Below are 19,226 nucleotides of genomic sequence, written 5' to 3'. Positions count from 1 at the left end.
TCTTTCCATTCACGGATTTATGCAACTGTATCTGTACGGAAATACGTTCGCTCATCTCCTGCACATGTGAAATCACACCAATCTTGCGCCCTTGCATTTGCAACTGTTCCAATGCCTCCATAGCGGTACGCAAACTATCGGCGTCCAATGATCCGAAACCTTCGTCAATAAAAAGAGATTCCACTTTCAGATTATTACTCGATAAAGACGAAAGCCCCAAAGCCAACGCTAAAGATATCAAAAAAGACTCTCCGCCAGACAACGAATAAACGGTACGTACTTCATCGCACATATCACAATCAATAACTTGCAAAGCCAATGTACCAGGCACCTGTTGAAGTCTATAACGCTTGGAAAGATAAGCCAAATGTTTATTGGCATGCAACAGCAACAAGTTCAATGTGTAACTTTGAGCAATCACTTTGAACTTTGTTCCATCGGCACTTCCAATCAATTTATTCAGCTTGGCCCATTGCTCGGCAACAGTCTGCTTCTCCTTCCATTCCGATTCTATTTCCATCAGCCGCTTTTTATTCTGTTCTTGCTGCAATAAACGGGCCTCGACAACGGAAAGCAAACGCTCTGTCTCCCGGTTTGCCGATTGACAGGCGACAATATCTTCAGACAAATGTTCCGGATTTTCTATTTTCTCCTGCTGATCGGACAGCTCAATAACAGTTTGTGAAAGCTGTTTGATTTCTCCTTGTATCCCCAAAATACGAACATGAACCGATTCCATGTTTTTACGGGCAAGTTCCAATGCCTTATTCAACTCTTTCTCCCGCCGATGTACTGCCGCTTCAGCCTCATCCGCCGGTTTACCTTTCAAAAGCCCGGCACGCGATTGCTGTAATTCGCCCAATTCCTTGCCTATTGTTTGAAAACGCAACTGCTCAGTGGCCTCCGCCTGCTTGGCCATAGTCAATTGTTCTTCAATGGCAGTCAATTGCTGAGTCAATAACCGGACTTGATTCACTTCTTTCCGAAAAGCCTCATAATGCATACGCAGTTGCTTTAATCTGCCGTCATGTTGTTGCCATTCGGCATAAAGAAGCTGATACTGTTTTATCCTCTCCTCCAATGCACAAAGGCACTGCTGTAACTCAGTCAAATGCGCATCCAGATACTCCGGTGCACGTTCTGCAACTGGATAGTCCGCTAAAACCTCTTCCTGGGCTTTCTGCTGAACGGCATAGTTATTTATATCCCGTTGAAGGGCAATCACACGATTATTTAATTGATTATAAATGTCTGAAGCTGATTTATACTCTTTCTCGATCGAATGATAAAGAGTATCGGCTACTTCATTATCCTGTCGATAAGGATGCGATTGACTACCACATACCGGACATGCTTCCCCGTCATGTAAATCACAACGTAAAGCCACCACATCTTTACTGATCGCCATACGGGCATTATCATAAAGTTTCTGTAGGGAGACGATTTGTTCTTGCTTCACAGCAAGTTGCCGCATTAAAGCAGCCAGTTCAGTAGAAGCTTCTTCTCGCTTTATACACAATTGAGCAAGTAATTGACTGGCCTGAAAAGCACGTTGCATCTGCGCCTGCTGTTTCAGAAGTTTATTCTGTTCTTCACTGACAGACTGAATTCCAAAAGTATTAAGGCGTGACACACGATTATCATTTTCCTGCTGAAGAGTCGTCAATTGTTGTTCTTCATGAAGTAAAAGTTGCTCTATACGTTGCAAATCGATGGGCAGAGAGTTATCAAAGTTATCTTTGCCTTTCAACAATCTGCTCATGGAATTTTGCGACCCACTGAGGGTCTCTTTTCCTGTACGGTATTTCTTTTCAATTTCTGCTGTCTGCTTCCGGGCAAGTAGCAAGGTCTGTTCCGATTGTCGATACTGAGTTCGTAAACTCTGCAAACGGACATCCAACTCGCGTGCCTTGCGCAACTCCGGTTGTAAAGCCTCCCATTGCTCTTGAAAACGAGCCAGATAATCCATCTGTTCCGCAAGGCCCGTTTGAAGTCTTTTTAGCTCCTCCACACCTACAAATTCCTCTTGTTGCTTTTCGTATAACTGTTTTTGCCGTATTTTGAGAGATTGTACAATGCTAAGTTGGGCATTCAGTTCCGTAAGGCGTTTTGTTTCGATAAAACGAAGTCCGATAAGGCGCTCCTGTTCCTTTCGCAATGACAAAAGTTCTTCCTCCGGGATAAGTTCGATGAGACTGATCGTATTTTTGAGAAGATTCATCGCTTCGTCAGCCGCCTTACTACGGGCATAAATCTCCCGGGAGATACGCGAATAGATTTCCGTACCGGTAAGTTTTTCCAATAATTCCGCTTTCGCAGATTCACGGGACTTCAAAAAAGTAGCAAAATCATTTTGGGCAAGCAATACCGTGCGTGTAAACTGTTCGTAAGTGAGCCCTACCAAAGCTACCAATTGGTTCAACAGTTCCGTTTTCGTACCTTGTAGTTCCTCTTCCTTATCCAAATCAGTAACCTGAATGGTTTGAGGTTGCAAAGAACCGGTAGCCTTGCTACGAGCGCGCCGAACCGACCAACGGGAACGATACCGCCTTCCGGTTATCCCGATAAAATCTACCTCAGCAAATCCTTCTCCCGTCCCCCTGCGAAGAATATTCTTCACATCCGACTGATTCACTTGATTTTCACCTACATCAGACAGGTAAAGATTCTCGCCTGATGCTGCAAAACGGGGTGTCTTATCATAAAGTGCCAGACACAAAGCATCCAATATCGTCGATTTTCCAGCTCCCGTAGGACCGGAAATGGCAAATATACCGGCAGAACGAAGAGGTTCGGCAGTAAAGTCCACCTCAAAAGTCCCTTCAATAGAAGTTAGATTCTTTAATCGTATTGTCAATATCTTCATAATAAATAATGTGCCAATAATTCAATGTGCCAATATGCCAATTGGAGAATGAATAATGAATAAAATGAAAGAATGAAAAAATCTGCCTATCAACTGTACCATCATCTGCCAGACATTTCTCCCCGCTTCCTTTCCCTTCTCTCCATTCTTCTCCCCGCTCAATTCTCCTTTCCCCCTTCCCTCACCGCTTCTTCAAACAACCGTTCCAGCTCTTCCGGCATTTCTGTCTGGTAAGTATTCTCAAAAGTCATCTTGAGTATTTGTAAAGGGTTCATTTCCTGCAATCCGGTAGCCACCAATGCTTCTTCTTCCCTCACGTCTGTTTTAGCCTGTCGATATACCGAAACAATACGTGCCAGACGAACAGCTTTGTCAGACAGTATTTCTTCTATCTGTTGTCGAAGCATCGGTTCCGGTTCTGTCAACAGTACTTTCACTTCCAAATACGGATAGTGAGAATTACCTTTGGCTTCTTCCATCTGTAACGGTAACCGGGCAAGTTCATCCAGTACTTCCTCCGGACTGACAGCCTTTCCTTTCGGCACGCTCAGCAAACGAACCAATGGAGTATATTCCCGCTTCTCTATTTCCACAGCCCATCCTTCGGCAAGAGTCACCATCACTACGCCATGATGATAATCCCTTTCTGCAAACGACATCGGCAACGGACTACCGGCATAACGTATGTTCTCCCGTCCCGACACACGCTGGGATTTATGAATATGCCCCAAAGCCGTATAAGCAATCTGCTCTGTAAAAGTGTCGGGTGAGACACATTCCAAACCTCCAATAATGGTTCGTTCGCTGAAATCACGTTCTGCAATTTCCGACCCCGTAGCTTGCAGATGACCGACGGCAACTATTGCCTGATCCTTTTTTCTCCGTTCCATCGCCCGATTTTGCAGACGCGTATAAAGTTCCTTTACCCCCTCCGCATAGGGATTCCCATCAGTTACCACCACCGGATAATCTCCTTGCCGCAGGAAAGGTACTGCCAAACAGAGAGCTTCCACTTCTCCACTACGATTCTTCAATTCCACAATCAAATCATCGTAATCGATCTCTCCATCACGCCGCCGAACAATTCCTTTGATATCGGTACGCATTTCCTGCAATAGCGGTAAAGGAGCTTCAAGACGTGCAGCAGAATCATGATTGCCCGCCACAATCACCAATTGTAATTGCGGATTTTCCGTTGTCACTCTTCGGATAAAGCGGTAGAACATGCGTTGGGATGCAGCCGACGGATTGGAAACATCAAAAACATCGCCAGCAATGAGTAACACATCAATCTCATTTTCTTTTAATTCACGGGCCAGCCAATCCAAGAAATGCGCATGTTCTTCCACGCGATCGTAGCCGAAGAAGGTCTGTCCCAAATGCCAGTCGGCAGTATGCAAGATACGTATCATTCGGAATATCTATATCAAAAACATTTATTCAAAAATCGACTAAAGGACAAGTAAAAACAACCGTAGGTCCATCATCTGTTTCTACATTTACTGTATAAGTACCACCAAAATAACGAATAAAATGAATATTAATTTCATTACGGATCAATATCTTTTTATCTTTTACGTTTTCTTGTGCAAACAATGTACCGACCACACGAAAAACCAACATCGAGTCGACTTCGTCTCTTTCTATATAAAACATTACAAGATCCTCCCCTTCTCCCGAAACGAGTAATCCACGTAATAAAGACATCAGCCATTTCCTGTCGGTACATATCGTCTGAGACTCTACGGCAGTCTGTAAAACCACCTTTGCATTTTCATCTTCCACTTGCCCGTTGATAAAACCGACAATTTCACGACAAAGTGCAATTGCTTCTACTTCTGTCTGTTCATACTGTATTTTTCCAGATTCTAAACGTGAAAGTTCCAATATGTTATTTACATAATCCAATAACTGTTCAGCATTTTCCTGTATGATTTTCCCGTACCCCAGCTTACTCTCCTGATCCAAATCATCTGACTCGGCCAGTAATTCCGCAAAACCGACAACCGCATTCAACGGAGTACGCACATCATGACTGATCTCCATCTTCAATCGTTCTTTGGCCATATTATCCTCTTCGGAATGTGCCGCTGCCTCTGCGGCGGCACATTCGGCCAATACTATCTTTTTGGAAAGATGACGCGTATAAACGTAAAATAAAAAGGCTAAAACCAAAAGAATCAGTAATATGACAGAGACCCGCAAATAATTTGTATTCTTGATTTTCTGCTTTTCGAGCAACAGTTCGTCAATGTGATAAATCTCCTTCACCTGATTCAACTGGTCGGCAGAAAAAGCATTGTTTAAAGAGTCCTGCGTTCTTACCAGATAACGACGGGTTTCAATCGCCGCATCAATATCCCCCTTATCAAACTGGGTAATCGCCTTGTAGTTTATCAGCGTTCCGAATATAAATACATAATCTTTCAATACGATAGGAGTCACCTCATCAACAAAAGCAATACTCTTGTCATACTCCTTGGTGCGTGAAAAATACTGCAAGCGAACCAGTTGTACATTCAACCAGAATACCGGATCGACATGGGATGCAAGCAACTCCTGCGCACGTTCAATATGCAACAGAGCCTGCTCAAACTTTCTTCTGTTCAAATAATGCAATACATATTTCACTTCACAATCTATCGCCAGATCAGTCCAGTTATTTTGTGACTCCGGTTCGTTACTCATCACTTCCTGCAAAGTCTTATCCATCTCACACAAGTAAGGCATCTTCGACTTGTCATCTCCCCCATTCCCGTAAACCTGAGTGATCCGGGAAAGAATATCTACCTTCAAAAATGGTTTTGTTCCGGGTTTAAACTCATGATATGCCTTCATCAAAACTTTAAGAGCCTCTTCCGGACGGCTGGATACGGAATAAGCACACCCCAAACTATTGTATGCAGCGATCTTCCCATTATTGCTATTATGAGCTATGGCCTCTTCCAATACCTCCTTAGTAACATGTACAGCCTTCTCTATCATCCTTTTAGAAGCCAATGCCCGGCCGATGGCCGCTTTCCGTTCCAAGTAATAATCATAAGTCCCCACCCCGGACACCAGTTCTTTCAACTGATTCACCCAATAAGTCAGGCTGTCCGGATCATGCTTTTTATCGTAATAACCTGCCAGATAATAAGCTCCTTCATTTTCATAAAAAATATTCTTCTGTCGTTTTGCTTCTTCATAAAGGGCGGTTGCAAAATATCTGTTATAAGGAAAATACTGATGACAGTAAGCCATACTTTGAAGATAAGCCAATCGGACAGTATCCGAAGGCATGCTTTCTGCCAAAATCAAAATACTGTCGCGATAAGCAATTCCTTCATTCTTCTCAGCCCGCAGACTAACGGACAGAAAAATAAGATATATGAAACACAGGATTAATCTTTTCATGACAACAGCCGTTATATTAGTTTGGATTCACTCTTCAACGGATGCAAGAAACAAAAACGCGCACCCTCCGTATACTTATCGTCGATCCAAATCTTCCCTTTCAGCCTTTTCAAGATCAACAGACAGATAGACAATCCCAGCCCGGTTCCCTGCACAAAGTCATTCAGTTTCTCAAACCGTTCAAAGATAAGTTTCTGTTTTTCGAGTGGAATACCACATCCGGTATCGGTCACAGAAAATAAAGCCATATCAGCATCATCAATGCTTCTCTCCAACCGCAGAACAATAGATCCCTGAGTGGTGAACTTTGTGGCATTGACCAATAAATTAATCAACACCTGCCGCAGACGAGAATCATCGGTATCTATCATTAAAGAGGTAAGTGAAGTGTCAAAACGCAATTCAACCTGCAGTTTATAAGAAGCAGCTACCGTCTCTATAACTTCACGGCAAATTTTCACAGCATCCTGTCCCTTGATAGTCATACTGATATTATCTTCATCAAAATCTGAAAAATCAATAATATCATTTATCAATTTCAGCAATTGATATGAATTGATCCTGATAATTTCACAATACTCTTTTCGGGAAACCTCGTCCACTTCTATCTCTTCCGAAGCCATTAAGGTGGAAAAGCCAACGATCGCATTCAACGGTGTACGTACTTCATGGCTCATATTAGAAAGGAAGAGATTCTTTTTACGAATGGCATTTTCCGCTTTCCTATTCATCTCTTCCATTTTTTGTTTCGATTGCTTCAGACGAAATATCTTTCGCCAGCTGAGAAATATAAACAACGCCAGCACCATAGCACATCCCCCGATCGCTATCGCATAATAACGAAGCGAACGGTTACGGTCCTGCGTTATCTGATAAGTAAGTTGATCCGCCTCGAAGCGTGCGCAAAGCTGATCAATCTCTTTCGGATAATTCGCCTTAAATTTAGAATTTATATAAGAATAAATAGTGTTGTACAAAGTGAAAGCCTCCTCCTTACGTCCCATCTTCTCCAATAATTGTGCTTTCTTCTCCATCGTACTAATATACAGTTCATAATTATTCCCGGCATGCTTCAAGCTGAAAAAGTAATCGTATATTTCCAAAGCCTTTTCCAGCGCATTGCTCTGTTCCAGATAGTAAGCCTCTGCCACCAGAAAATATTCCAAAAGCCCGGGTATTAACTTGTCCTGCTGCTTCCGTACTTTTTCCAAGTAGCTATCGGCCTCTTCCAATGCTCCTGTATGGATCTTATAATATGCATTAAAAATAGACATCACCGTCTGCTCCAATTCAGACTGGCTGTCAGTAGAATACTGATTTAACAACCTCACATATTTAGCCATCGCTCCTATATCCTTCATACGCAGATTGTATTCGGCCAATTCCACCAGCAATATTTTTTTCATTGTTTCACCCCCACCATACTCTTCAAAAAGTGCCAACGAACGCTCATAAGCATCACCTGCCTCTCTTTCCCTTCCAATAGCGGTATAAATTTCACCGATGGCATTGAGAGAAAGGGCCATGCCCAAAACATCTTTCAAAACCCTGGCCTTGGAATACATTCTGTCGCTATGGGCAATTGCCATCCCCATCTTCCCTTTGAGTATTTGAGATTTTATTATAATTCGGGACAATTCAAAATAGGAATCAAATTGTTCATGCAATTCGAGTATATCCAACAGACTATCGGCATATACAAAACTACTGTCTTTTTCTTCCAGCACATTAAAGCCGAGACTGTTACGGAAAGATTGGATGATTTTCCCCTGTAAAGCGGTATCCTCCCCGACCTGATCGGCAGCAGCAGTAGCAGCAGTGGCATTGCCCGCTAAAAACAAAGCACAGAAGCCCAACAGCAGATATTTCAGTAGCTTTCTCATCAGACAGTAAAAAGTGTATGTTCTGTTTGCATTGATCTTACAAATTATCGACAAATCTACATAAAAAATATCAGACTCTCACAGTAGTTTGACCGAAAGAAATGAGAATCTGTAAAAAAAATCTCCAGAAAGTTTATTATAAGTATTATTTAGATAAATAACGTTCATGTATGCAAATTGGATATATCATCAGAAATACAGATTATCGTCAGCATTTTAGATATCCCCTGATTTTTATCCGTTTTGAGACACGACAATAAAAAGAGATTCTGTATCTTTGTCCTTCGAAAATCCAACACTCATGAAAATACTGTATTACATCTATCAGATTTGTATTGCATTGCCGATACTGTTAGTATTGACTATTCTCACAGCCATTGTAACCATCATTGGTTCACTGGTAGGGGGAGCACATTTCTGGGGCTACTATCCCGGCAAGATATGGTCGCAATTGATCTGCCTTTTCCTGCTTATACCAGTAAAGGTACGCGGCCGTGAAAAAATACATAAGCATACATCTTATATATTCGTTCCTAATCATCAAGGATCTTTTGATATTTTCCTTATTTATGGTTTTTTAGGGCGTAATTTCAAATGGATGATGAAGAAAAGTCTCCGCAAACTTCCTTTCGTAGGTAAAGCATGTGAAAGTGCAGGGCATATATTCGTAGACCGTTCAGGACCTAAGAAAGTGCTTGAGACCATACAACAGGCCAAAAACTCGCTGAAAGACGGTGTATCATTAGTCGTATTTCCCGAAGGAGCACGTTCATTCACCGGACACATGGGATACTTCAAGAAAGGAGCTTTTCAATTGGCAGACGATTTACAGTTGGCAGTTGTCCCAATCACAATAGACGGATCATTCGAAATTCTTCCCCGTACCGGAAAATGGATTCATCGTCACCGTATGATTCTGACAATCCATGATCCGATTCCCCCCAAGGGTAAAGGACCGGAAAACATAAAAGAGACGATGACAGAAGCCTATGCTGCCGTAGAAAGTGCATTGCCGGAAAGATACAAAGGAATGGTAAAGAATGAAGATCAGGATCGCTGATCCTCATTTTCTATGCCCATCAGAACCTTTTTAGTATCCAATTATTTATAAAAAAATAGGGCTGGGATATGCTCCCGCACTTCCCAACCACTCAATCAATCGTGTGTATTAAAAAAATCCCATTATGTAATTTAGAAAACCAGAAGGATTTAAGAATCTCGCATTATAGAATAAGATGAAACTATATCCCATATTTTTTTATTATTCTCCGACATTTCTTTTCTCAACTTATCGGATATAGTTTCTAATTCACGTGAAGAGAGTTTTAAAGCAGATTTTATCTCTTTCTGAAACTGATCAAGAGAAAAATATTCATCCAGTTCTCCACCAATTTTACCAGCAAAATAATTGTGATATTGGTCTACCACATTATCCTGTGTTAATATGCCACCCGACCCATAATCACCAATAATGATAACGGGCTTTTTATGTAAAGCTCCTTGTAACGCTACATATTTACTACCGATAACAAGACTGGCGTTTTGGATCATAGTGTCCAATTCAAACTCTTCACGTACGGTCACATGAGACGCATAACCTACTTCATAAAGTTCCTGTTCACCCGAATAAATGATGTTAATCTTATATTGGGTTAAAGTATTTAAGACGATGAATGTTCTTAATGCCGAACGTCCATTACCAGCTCCAACCAGAATAGAGGGTTTGGAATACGGATATTTAAGATAAGCATCCGTCTCTTTAACGAAAGGAAAAAGCAGGTCTGTAACACAGTCACCGCAAAAATGAGTTTTTTGGGGTGCAATCAACAATAAATGCTCATATAGAGTAGCACCTCCTATAAACTCTTCCTCATAATCATCTGCCAAGATGGAATAAATAATAGGAATGGCAGGATGTAACGTCTGTATTCTCTCATAACCTCTCTTATTAAAAGCAAAAGCAAGATCATATAAACTCCATCTCTCTCTTACGACGCTTCCTGCCATATCCACTTGATAACGTCCATCTTTCAACAGCCTTATCAAACCTTCACAGGCTTTTTGCTGTGTATATGTGTTACAACAAGCAGAAAATAGAATTTTCCTCATAATGATGAATTACATTAATGTAAATTCGCCATAAACATAACCATCTTTTGAGTTTCTAAATTCTATTATATAAGTACCGGCTTGATAATTTTCCACGGAAATGGCAACTTGTTGTCCAAAAGCAGTTACATCCATAGAAGATGTATATACTACATTCTGGGTCGCATCTTTTATTGCAATATCAACATTACCTACAGGAGTAGTAAATTCAACATACAGGACATTTCCTTCGAAAGTTGCAGAAATCGGGAGTTCTGGTTTTACAGAACGAGTACCAGCTTGAGAAAATTCTCCCATTAACACTAAATCATCCTCAAGAGGAGTACCGGCAAAAACATTGCCTACCATAAACAATGCCGTCAATAATACAAACAAACGTGATTTCATAAATTATATTGTTTTTTGTTTCCCCAAATGTACGGTGTCATTATGAGAAAAGCAAAAAAATGACCCGGACAAATCAAGCAATGCAATCAACCCACAACAAACTACAAATCAGATATTTAATATCTTAAGTAAAAAAATCACCCGGACAATTGAAAATATATTTTCTTAGTAATTTCGTATAAAATGATCCAAATCTTCTTGAGGAGCCACATTCAACCTTTTTTTCAATCGCCCTTTAGCCTTTGTTATAGAATCAGAAGTAGTAAGAAAGACTTTCTTCAATGCATCATTTGTAAAACCAAACTTCAACAAACAAAAAATTTCAAGATCATGTTTTGTTAATTGAGGATATTCTTCCTGTAAACGAATAACAATACCTAAATATAAAAAATTAAATAAATCAAACAGATGATCCCAATCACTATGAGATAACTTTCCTTTAAAAGAACCGGATTTTAAAGAAAGCAACATACGAAATATAGATATATACTTACCATCCACTGGCGAACAAGAGCTACCGATATCACCACCTAATGAATTCAAACGTTCCACTAACGTTCTATTTTGACTTTGCAAAAGCAAAACCTTACCATTCAACTCACCTATTTTACTTCTATAATCCTCGGACTCACTCTGTAATAATTGATAATTAACCAGTTCTTCTTGATAAAGAGCTATTTCTTCCTTGTTAAAGTTTATTTGCTGTTCTATTTCTTGTATCCGTTTTTTATTATGTTGATGCCTATAATAAACATAAAGTAAACATAATAATATCAGAAAAAGCAAAACAAAACAAAGAAGTAATATGCTTTGATTTTTTATTTTCAACTGAAGATTTTCTTTTTGTAATTTTTCATTTTCATATTTTTTTTGCAAATCGGCAACAGCTTCTTTTATTTCTTTCTTTTGAATTATTTTAAATATTGAATCAGACCTCTCCTTATATTCTAAAGCCACCCAAGGGGCATTCTTCTGTTTTTCTAATTTAAAAAGCAATTTGTAAGCATCAGCCTGTGTATAGATATTTACGCCCCTTGTAGATTTATCCAAATAATCTTCAGCTACAGTCATATTACCCATCAACAAGTAAGTATAACCTAATGACAAATAAATTCCGGAAGACAAAGAATCTTCTTTTGCTAATTCCAAAGCTTTTAACAAATAATATTCGCTTTTTTTATAATCTTTCTTCAAACGATATAAAACACCAAGTTCCTGTAAAATAGTTAATTCAGAGTTACAATTATTATCATGAGCTATGGTTAATGCACGTTGATAGTAAACATATGCACTATCAATCTTATTATCACATGATAAATAATAACGAGCAATATTTCTTGATGAATAACTCATTCCCAGCACATCATTAATCATTGTATAATACCTTAAAGCATCCAGATAATTCAACAAAGCTTCATCTGTTAAATACTGACTCCAGTTTAGAGTACCTATTTCCTCCGAAATAAGCCCTAACATCCTATACTCCTTACTTCCGTCGAATATACTTTTCGCTTTTAAATAGTACCTCATAGCATCCTCCGGGCGATTAAGTTCTTTCATTACCCTTCCATAATAAAAGAATGACTTCCCTTTCGCAACCCATTGATCATCAAGAGAGCCATAGTATCCTACAGCTATTGAAATTAAAGAATCGGACTCCGGCTTTATGTAATTCTTATCCATAGCCTGTGTCATCAACAAACTATAGTCAGCCTGTGCCTTGCCATGCAAGCTTTCAGGATTTGGAATACGTTTTAATAGATTGAGAGCACTATCCGGATGTGCCTCCATACAATTTTCTGCAGAAGAGAGAGTCTGCACAACAAAATCCGGAGTTTTCTGACACGAAATTACCCACAATGGTAATATAAACAGGAGTATAAGATTAAAAGCATATTGTCGTAACATAGTCTATTCGAGTTTTGCACAAAAATACGCAAAAAACTCCTAACTCAGTTACCGACAGAGGCGTTTTGTTCTAAACGTTGATGTTCTTCAATAAGCTGCATATTTTCCTTCGCCTTAGAAATGAACTCTTTCACCATTTTATTCATTCTAAAGGAATAAGGAGCATCTTTCATTATATCTTCTATCTGAGGAGTCATTATTGGATAAGGAAGATTGCTACACAACATCATAAAGACGCTCGGTCCTAAGACAGTTTCATAATTATCGGAAATAAACTTTTTCACATACCGATTCATATCATCGACCAACGCTTCTCCTTCTTTAGTCAACTGTTCATGGATATCAGCCAAGTCCGCTCCCTCCATCACCATACGCGCCTCTTTACGTTCAAGTTCTTCAATCTTTATGTCCATCGCATTTTTCTTATCGATGAAATCATAAAGAGCTTCATTGAGCGGGGTACCTTCTGCCGACAATTCGGTATTAGCAATCGTTATTTTGATATTACCCTTTTCAATTACCAAAGGCATAATAGCCTCATTATCCATATAAAGAGTAGCCATCATGATGGAATCTACCACACCTTTCATCGTAAACAAGCCATGAATTACCTCCGCCGAGTCTATTTTCACCCACTTTCCGTCCTCCAAAGTTTTTATAAACAGCATTCTACCGTCAAGGCTACTCACCGATGATACCCCCTCAATCTTATACTTACGGCTACAGGAAGTAAAGATCACGAGGAAAAACAATAAAGGCAAAAACTTATTCACACGTATCTGTTTATAGATTTTCATACTGCAAAGGTACAACGGATTCAGATTTGAATGAAACATTTTATCAATATTTAAAATTTGTAAGACTCTTTTCTTTAATAATCCTTATAAACATCTGTTTTTGGTATGTATTTTCATTTAGTTTACCTAAATTTGCAGACTATGACTTGACAAATAGTCAATAGAAAAGCCTCATGATTCATAATTTATAATTCGTAAACAGAGAGATAGAATGTCAACTTATGCCCCCTTTGCCAAACCGCTCTACGTGATGCTAAAACCTGTCGGAGCTGTATGCAATCTTGCATGCGATTATTGTTACTATTTAGAAAAATCCAAATTATACAAAGAAAATCCGAAACATGTAATGAGCGAGGAACTCCTTGAAAAATTCATAGAGCAATACATTAACTCGCAAACAATGCCACAAATACTCTTCACATGGCATGGTGGAGAGACATTGATGCGCCCGCTTTCTTTCTATAAAAAAGCGATGGAACTGCAAAAGAAATACAGCCGGGGACGCACTATTGACAATTGCATACAAACCAACGGCACAATGCTGACGGATGAATGGTGTGAATTCTTTCGCGAAAACAATTGGCTGGTAGGCGTGTCTATCGACGGGCCACAAGAATTTCATGACGAATACCGGAAGAATAAACAAGGAAAACCTTCTTTCGTAAAAGTAATGCAGGGTATCAATCTACTCAAGAAACATGATGTACAATGGAATGCAATGGCGGTAGTCAACGATTATAATGCCGATTATCCATTAGATTTTTATCATTTTTTCAAAGAACTCGATTGTCACTATATACAATTTGCCCCTATCGTAGAACGTATTTTCGAACATGCCGACGGACGTCAACTGGCTTCACTTGCCGAACAGGAAGAAGGAAAGCTCGCTGATTTCTCAGTCACTCCGGAACAATGGGGAAACTTTCTTTGTACTTTGTTTGACGAATGGGTGAAAGAAGATGTAGGCAATTACTACATACAGTTATTCGACTCTACACTCGCCAACTGGGTCGGTGAGCAGCCGGGAGTGTGCTCTATGGCTAAAAACTGTGGTCATGCCGGTGTCATGGAGTTTAACGGGGATGTATATTCCTGTGATCATTTTGTATTTCCGGAATATAAATTAGGCAACATCTACAATAAAACTCTGGTAGAAATGATGTATAGCGAAAAGCAAAATGCTTTCGGACAAATGAAACAAAATTCTCTGCCAACACAATGTAAAGAGTGCGAATTCTTATTTGCATGTAATGGAGAATGTCCTAAAAACCGCTTTATCCGAACTTCCAACGGAGAATCCGGATTGAATTATTTATGCAAAGGTTATTATCAATTCTTTAAGCACGTAGCCCCTTATATGGACTTCATGAAAAAAGAACTGATGAACCAACGCCCGCCGGCAAATATAATGGAGGCACTGAAAAAGAGAGAGGGGAAAATGGAGAAGGGAGAATTATTATAAATCATAAGTCGTAAATAGATTGTAAATCAATTATAAATCATAAATTAAAAAGATGAATAAACTAAAACTTTGGGGACTGGCGCTTATGACGCTGGTTGTTGGTTCCGCTAAAGCGGATGAAGGAATGTGGTTGTTACAATTAATGCAACAACAAAATTCCATCGACATGATGAAAAAACAAGGATTGAAACTGGAAGCAAACGACCTTTACAATCCAAACGGGATATCCCTAAAAGATGCAGTAGGTATCTTTGGCGGAGGCTGTACAGGAGAGATTATCTCTCCGGAAGGCCTTATTCTGACAAATCATCATTGCGGATATGCCTCTATCCAACAACATAGCTCGGTAGAACATGATTACCTGACAGATGGCTTTTGGGCTACTTCAAGAGACAAAGAATTACCTACTCCGGGCTTAAAATTCACATTTATCGAACGGATCGAAGACATTACCGATCTGGTAAATCAAAAAATAGAATCGAAAGAAATCACAGAAGCTCAATCATTTACAACAGCTTTCCTCAATAAGTTGGCAAAAGAGCTTTGTGAAAAAAGCGATCTGAACGGCAAACCGGGAATCGTGCCTCAAGCTCTGCCTTTCTATGCAGGCAATAAATTCTACATGTTTTACAAGAAAGTGTATCCGGACGTACGCATGGTAGCTGCTCCTCCCTCATCTGTCGGTAAATTCGGTGGTGAAACGGATAACTGGATGTGGCCACGCCACACCGGCGATTTCTCCATGTTCCGCATTTATGCCGATGCAAATGGTGAACCGGCCGAGTATAGCGCAAGTAATGTACCGTTAAAAACAAAAAAACATCTTGCTATCTCTCTCAAAGGGCTGAAAGAAGGAGACTATGCCATGATTATGGGGTTCCCGGGAAGTACCAGCCGTTACCTTACCGTATCGGAAGTAAAAGAACGAATGAACTCAACCAACGAACCGCGCATACGGATACGTACAGCCCGTCTCAACGTGTTGAAAGAAGTAATGAACGCCAGCGACAAAACACGTATCCAATACGCCAACAAATACGCAGGCTCCTCCAACTACTGGAAGAACTCTATCGGCATGAACAAAGCCATCATCGACAATGATGTATTGGGAACAAAAGCAGCGCAGGAAGAACGTTTCGCTAAGTTTGCCAAAGAGAAAAACAATCCGGCTTACATGAATGTAGTAAAAGAGATAGATGATGCGGTAGCCATCACTGCTCCTCTTGTATATCAGGCCACTTGCCTGACAGAATCATTCTTCGCCGCCATTGAGTTCGGCAGTCCTTACCAAATCATGGAGAAACTGGAAAAAGCATTGGAAGAGAAGAATGATTCGGCAGTCAATGCCAACATCAAAGTTTTGGAAAACGTTTTTGCCAGTATACACAATAAGGATTATGACCATGAAGTAGACCGTAAAGTAGCCAAAGTTCTGTTCCCGCTTTATGCTGAAATGATTCCTGCAGAACAGCGTCCGGCTTTCTACAGTACGATTGAAAAAGAATATAAAGGAGATTACAATAAGTTCATCGACGCAATGTACGATTCGTCTATCATGGCTAATCAGGCCAATTTTGATAAATTCATCAAAAAACCGACTGTAAAAGCCATCAAAAAAGACTTGGCTACTCAATATTCGCGTGCAAAATATGAAAGTCTGATGTCACTCAGTTCTGCACTCAAAGCGGAAAACGAAAAATTGGCTTCTTTGCATAAAACCTATATCCGTGGTTTGGAGGAGATGAAACTTCCTGTTCCCTCTTATCCCGATGCAAACTTTACCATCCGTCTGACATACGGGAATGTAAAACCATACAGCCCGAGAGACGGTGTGTTCTATAAATTCTATACGACAACGGACGGTATCATTGAAAAAGAAGACCCCGAAAACCGGGAATTCAACGTACCTGCCAAATTAAAAGAATTAATCGAGAAAAAGGACTTCGGAAGATATGCCATGCCTAACGGTGACATGCCGGTTTGCTTCCTGTCCACTAATGACATTACCGGAGGTAATTCAGGAAGCCCGGTATTGAACGAAAACGGTGAGCTGATCGGTTGTGCATTTGATGGCAACTGGGAGTCGTTGAGTGGAGATATCAATTTCGATAATGACCTGCAGCGTTGTATCAACCTGGATATTCGTTATGTGCTCTTCATCCTCGAGAAACTGGGTGGTTGCGGACATTTGATTAACGAAATGACCATTGTAGAATAATTATTCAATATGTGAAACCGTTATTATTGATGAAAAAACAATTATTAATAGCCGTCCTTTCTCTTGCAGTCTTCACAGCCCGTGCCGATGAAGGTATGTGGATGTTGACCGATTTACAGGCACAGAATGCCGCCGTCATGAGAGAATTAGGACTGGAAATACCGATTGAAGAAGTATATAGCCCCAACGGAATTGCCCTCAAGGATGCAGTTGTACACTTTGGCGGCGGTTGTACCGGTGAAGTTATTTCGGCAGAAGGTCTGGTATTGACTAATCATCATTGCGGCTATGGAGCTATCCAGCAACACAGCAGTGTAGAGCATGATTACCTGACAAATGGATTCTGGGCAATGAACAGGAATGAAGAATTGCCGTGCAAAGGATTGACTGTCACCTTTATCGACCGTATTTTAGACGTTACCCCTTATGTAAATGAACAGTTAAAAACAGATGAAGATCCGAATGGGACCAATTATCTCTCTCCCAAATATCTGGAGAAAGTAGCCAAACGTTTTGCCAAAGCAGAAAACATTGAAGTAACCCCGGCAACCAAATTAGAGTTAAAGGCTTTCTATGGCGGCAATCGCTATTATCTTTTCGTAAAAACAGTGTATAGCGATATCCGTATGGTAGGAGCACCTCCTTCTTCAATAGGCAAATTCGGTGCTGATACAGACAACTGGATGTGGCCTCGTCATACAGGAGATTTTTCTCTGTTCCGTATCTATGCCGATAAAGACGGTAACCCTTCAGAGTATTCGAAAGAGAACATCCCCTTGAAAGTAAAAAAACACCTGACAATCAGTCTTGCAGGTATACAGGAAGGTGACTTTACCTTTGTTATGGGATTCCCGGGACGTAACTGGCGCTATATGATTTCCGATGAAGTGGAAGAACGTATGCAGACCACCAACTTCATGCGTCATCATGTTCGCGGCGCACGTCAAGAGGTATTAATGGAACAAATGCTGAAAGATCCGGCCGTACGTATTCACTATGCCAGCAAATATGCCTCTTCCGCCAATTACTGGAAAAATGCAATCGGTATGAATGAAGGTTTGGTCCGTCTTAAAGTGTTGGATACCAAGCGTGCCCAACAAGAGCAACTTTTGGCACGCGGGCGTGAAAAAGGAGATGACTCTTACCAAAAAGCATTCGATGAAATACGCTCTATCGTAGCCCACCGCAGAGATGCAATGTACCACCAGCAAGCTATCAACGAAGCACTGGTTACTGCGTTGGATTTCATGAAAATACCATCTACTACGGCATTGACTGCGGCACTGGAGAAAAAAGACAAGGAAAAAATCCAAAAGGCCCTTGATGACTTAAAAGAAAAGGGTGAGAAGTATTTTGCTTCCGTGCCCTTCCCGGAAGTGGAAAAGTTGGTAGGAAAACAGATGCTGAAAACTTACATGGGTTATATACCGAAAGATCAGCGCATTGGCATATTCAAAGTGATAGACACCCGCTTCAAAGGAAACAGCGATGCGTTTATAGATGCCTGTTTCAAATATTCTATTTTTGGAAATAAAGAGAATTTCGAGAAATTCCTTAAAAAGCCAAGCTTGAATAAGATGGATAAGGATTGGATGATTCTCTTTAAATATTCCATCACAGACGGATTGATGCAAACAGCATTAGCCATGCATGACGCCAATAAAAACTATGATGCCGCCCATAAGATTTGGGTGAAAGGAATGATGGACATGCGTAAAGAAGCCGGTATCCCGATTTATCCGGATGCAAACTCCACACTGAGATTAACCTATGGCAAAGTGGCCTCATACGAACCGGCCGATGGAGCCGTATACCAATACTACACGACCTTGAAAGGTGCCATGGAGAAAGAAGACCCCGACAACTGGGAATTTGTCGTACCTGCCAAACTGAAACAGCTATACGAAGCAAAAGACTACGGCCGCTATGCCATGAAAAATGGCGAAATGCCGGTTTGCTTTATTGTAGATACAGATAATACAGGAGGAAATTCCGGTAGTCCGGTATTCAATGGAAAAGGACAATTGATAGGTACCGGTTTCGACCGTAACTATGAAGGTCTTACCGGTGATATCGCCTTCCGCCCTTCTTCTCAACGTGCAGCCTGTGTAGACATTCGCTATACACTCTTTATCATCGAAAAATATGCAGGAGCTTCACATATCATAAAAGAAATGGATATCAGTGATTAGCGGTTCAG

General features: G+C 40.4%; 12 protein-coding genes. 4 read left to right on the top strand and 8 right to left on the bottom strand.

Annotated elements, in window-relative coordinates:
- The 4 genes from QVP90_RS08455 to QVP90_RS08440 form a co-directional block, all read right to left on the bottom strand.
- Window positions 1–2,866 (bottom strand): AAA family ATPase (locus tag QVP90_RS08455; RefSeq protein ID WP_288204118.1); only part of this gene is annotated, 2,866 nt, incomplete at its 3' end.
- A 158-nt stretch (window positions 2,867–3,024) separates the two neighbouring features.
- Window positions 3,025–4,278 (bottom strand): exonuclease SbcCD subunit D, encoded by a 1,254-nt coding sequence (locus QVP90_RS08450; RefSeq protein WP_021936167.1) that lies wholly within the window; start codon window positions 4,276–4,278, stop codon window positions 3,025–3,027.
- A gap of 28 nt (window positions 4,279–4,306) precedes the next feature.
- Window positions 4,307–6,262, bottom strand: a complete 1,956-nt coding sequence (locus QVP90_RS08445) for a sensor histidine kinase (RefSeq protein ID WP_021936166.1) — start codon at window positions 6,260–6,262, stop codon at window positions 4,307–4,309.
- Between the two features lie 11 nt (window positions 6,263–6,273).
- The gene (locus tag QVP90_RS08440; RefSeq protein WP_007480424.1) at window positions 6,274–8,145 is read right to left on the bottom strand and encodes a sensor histidine kinase; all 1,872 of its coding nucleotides are present in this window, start codon (window positions 8,143–8,145) and stop codon (window positions 6,274–6,276) included.
- Window positions 8,146–8,446: 301 nt separating this feature from the next.
- Between QVP90_RS08440 and QVP90_RS08435 the strand changes: the two genes are divergently transcribed.
- Window positions 8,447–9,205 (top strand): lysophospholipid acyltransferase family protein, encoded by a 759-nt coding sequence (locus QVP90_RS08435; RefSeq protein ID WP_005923789.1) that lies wholly within the window; start codon window positions 8,447–8,449, stop codon window positions 9,203–9,205.
- 149 nt (window positions 9,206–9,354) lie between these two features.
- Here the strand turns inward: QVP90_RS08435 and QVP90_RS08430 are convergent, their stop codons facing one another.
- The 4 genes from QVP90_RS08430 to QVP90_RS08415 form a co-directional block, all read right to left on the bottom strand.
- The gene (locus QVP90_RS08430) at window positions 9,355–10,254 is read right to left on the bottom strand and encodes a hypothetical protein (protein ID WP_021936165.1); all 900 of its coding nucleotides are present in this window, start codon (window positions 10,252–10,254) and stop codon (window positions 9,355–9,357) included.
- 9 nt (window positions 10,255–10,263) lie between these two features.
- Window positions 10,264–10,641, bottom strand: coding sequence for a DUF3244 domain-containing protein (locus QVP90_RS08425; protein ID WP_021936164.1), 378 nt, complete (start codon window positions 10,639–10,641; stop codon window positions 10,264–10,266).
- A gap of 165 nt (window positions 10,642–10,806) precedes the next feature.
- Window positions 10,807–12,549 (bottom strand): tetratricopeptide repeat protein, encoded by a 1,743-nt coding sequence (locus QVP90_RS08420; protein ID WP_021936163.1) that lies wholly within the window; start codon window positions 12,547–12,549, stop codon window positions 10,807–10,809.
- 44 nt (window positions 12,550–12,593) lie between these two features.
- Window positions 12,594–13,322, bottom strand: a complete 729-nt coding sequence (locus QVP90_RS08415) for a DUF4369 domain-containing protein (protein WP_025819163.1) — start codon at window positions 13,320–13,322, stop codon at window positions 12,594–12,596.
- A gap of 235 nt (window positions 13,323–13,557) precedes the next feature.
- Here QVP90_RS08415 and QVP90_RS08410 point away from each other — a divergent pair, with 235 nt between their 5' ends.
- From QVP90_RS08410 to QVP90_RS08400, 3 genes are read left to right on the top strand one after another with little or no spacing between them, the layout of a single operon-like run.
- Complete coding sequence (locus tag QVP90_RS08410) at window positions 13,558–14,808, top strand: anaerobic sulfatase-maturation protein (RefSeq protein ID WP_021936162.1); 1,251 nt, start codon at window positions 13,558–13,560, stop codon at window positions 14,806–14,808.
- Between the two features lie 52 nt (window positions 14,809–14,860).
- Entirely contained in the window at window positions 14,861–17,026 is a 2,166-nt protein-coding gene (locus QVP90_RS08405; RefSeq protein ID WP_021936161.1) for a S46 family peptidase, read from the top strand.
- Window positions 17,027–17,055: 29 nt separating this feature from the next.
- On the top strand, window positions 17,056–19,218 hold the full coding sequence (locus QVP90_RS08400; protein ID WP_264381082.1) for a S46 family peptidase: 2,163 nt from the start codon (window positions 17,056–17,058) through the stop codon (window positions 19,216–19,218).
- Window positions 19,219–19,226 lie beyond the last annotated feature (8 nt).

It is taken from the genome of Bacteroides sp. CAG:189 (assembly GCF_000432295.1).
Taxonomy (GTDB): domain Bacteria; phylum Bacteroidota; class Bacteroidia; order Bacteroidales; family Bacteroidaceae; genus Bacteroides; species Bacteroides salyersiae.
The sequence above is the reverse complement of the archived record's forward strand: the minus strand, read 5'-3'. Positions and strand labels throughout refer to the sequence as shown.

Excerpts from the sequence above, each read along its gene's own strand:
- QVP90_RS08450 (WP_021936167.1), bottom strand. The coding sequence starts at position 4,278 with ATGATACGTATCTTGCATACTGCCGACTGGCATTTGGGACAGACCTTC.
- QVP90_RS08445 (WP_021936166.1), bottom strand. The coding sequence starts at position 6,262 with ATGAAAAGATTAATCCTGTGTTTCATATATCTTATTTTTCTGTCCGTT.
- QVP90_RS08440 (WP_007480424.1), bottom strand. The coding sequence starts at position 8,145 with ATGAGAAAGCTACTGAAATATCTGCTGTTGGGCTTCTGTGCTTTGTTT.
- QVP90_RS08435 (WP_005923789.1), top strand. The coding sequence starts at position 8,447 with ATGAAAATACTGTATTACATCTATCAGATTTGTATTGCATTGCCGATA.
- QVP90_RS08430 (WP_021936165.1), bottom strand. The coding sequence starts at position 10,254 with ATGAGGAAAATTCTATTTTCTGCTTGTTGTAACACATATACACAGCAA.
- QVP90_RS08425 (WP_021936164.1), bottom strand. The coding sequence starts at position 10,641 with ATGAAATCACGTTTGTTTGTATTATTGACGGCATTGTTTATGGTAGGC.
- QVP90_RS08420 (WP_021936163.1), bottom strand. The coding sequence starts at position 12,549 with ATGTTACGACAATATGCTTTTAATCTTATACTCCTGTTTATATTACCA.
- QVP90_RS08410 (WP_021936162.1), top strand. The coding sequence starts at position 13,558 with ATGTCAACTTATGCCCCCTTTGCCAAACCGCTCTACGTGATGCTAAAA.
- QVP90_RS08405 (WP_021936161.1), top strand. The coding sequence starts at position 14,861 with ATGAATAAACTAAAACTTTGGGGACTGGCGCTTATGACGCTGGTTGTT.
- QVP90_RS08400 (WP_264381082.1), top strand. The coding sequence starts at position 17,056 with ATGAAAAAACAATTATTAATAGCCGTCCTTTCTCTTGCAGTCTTCACA.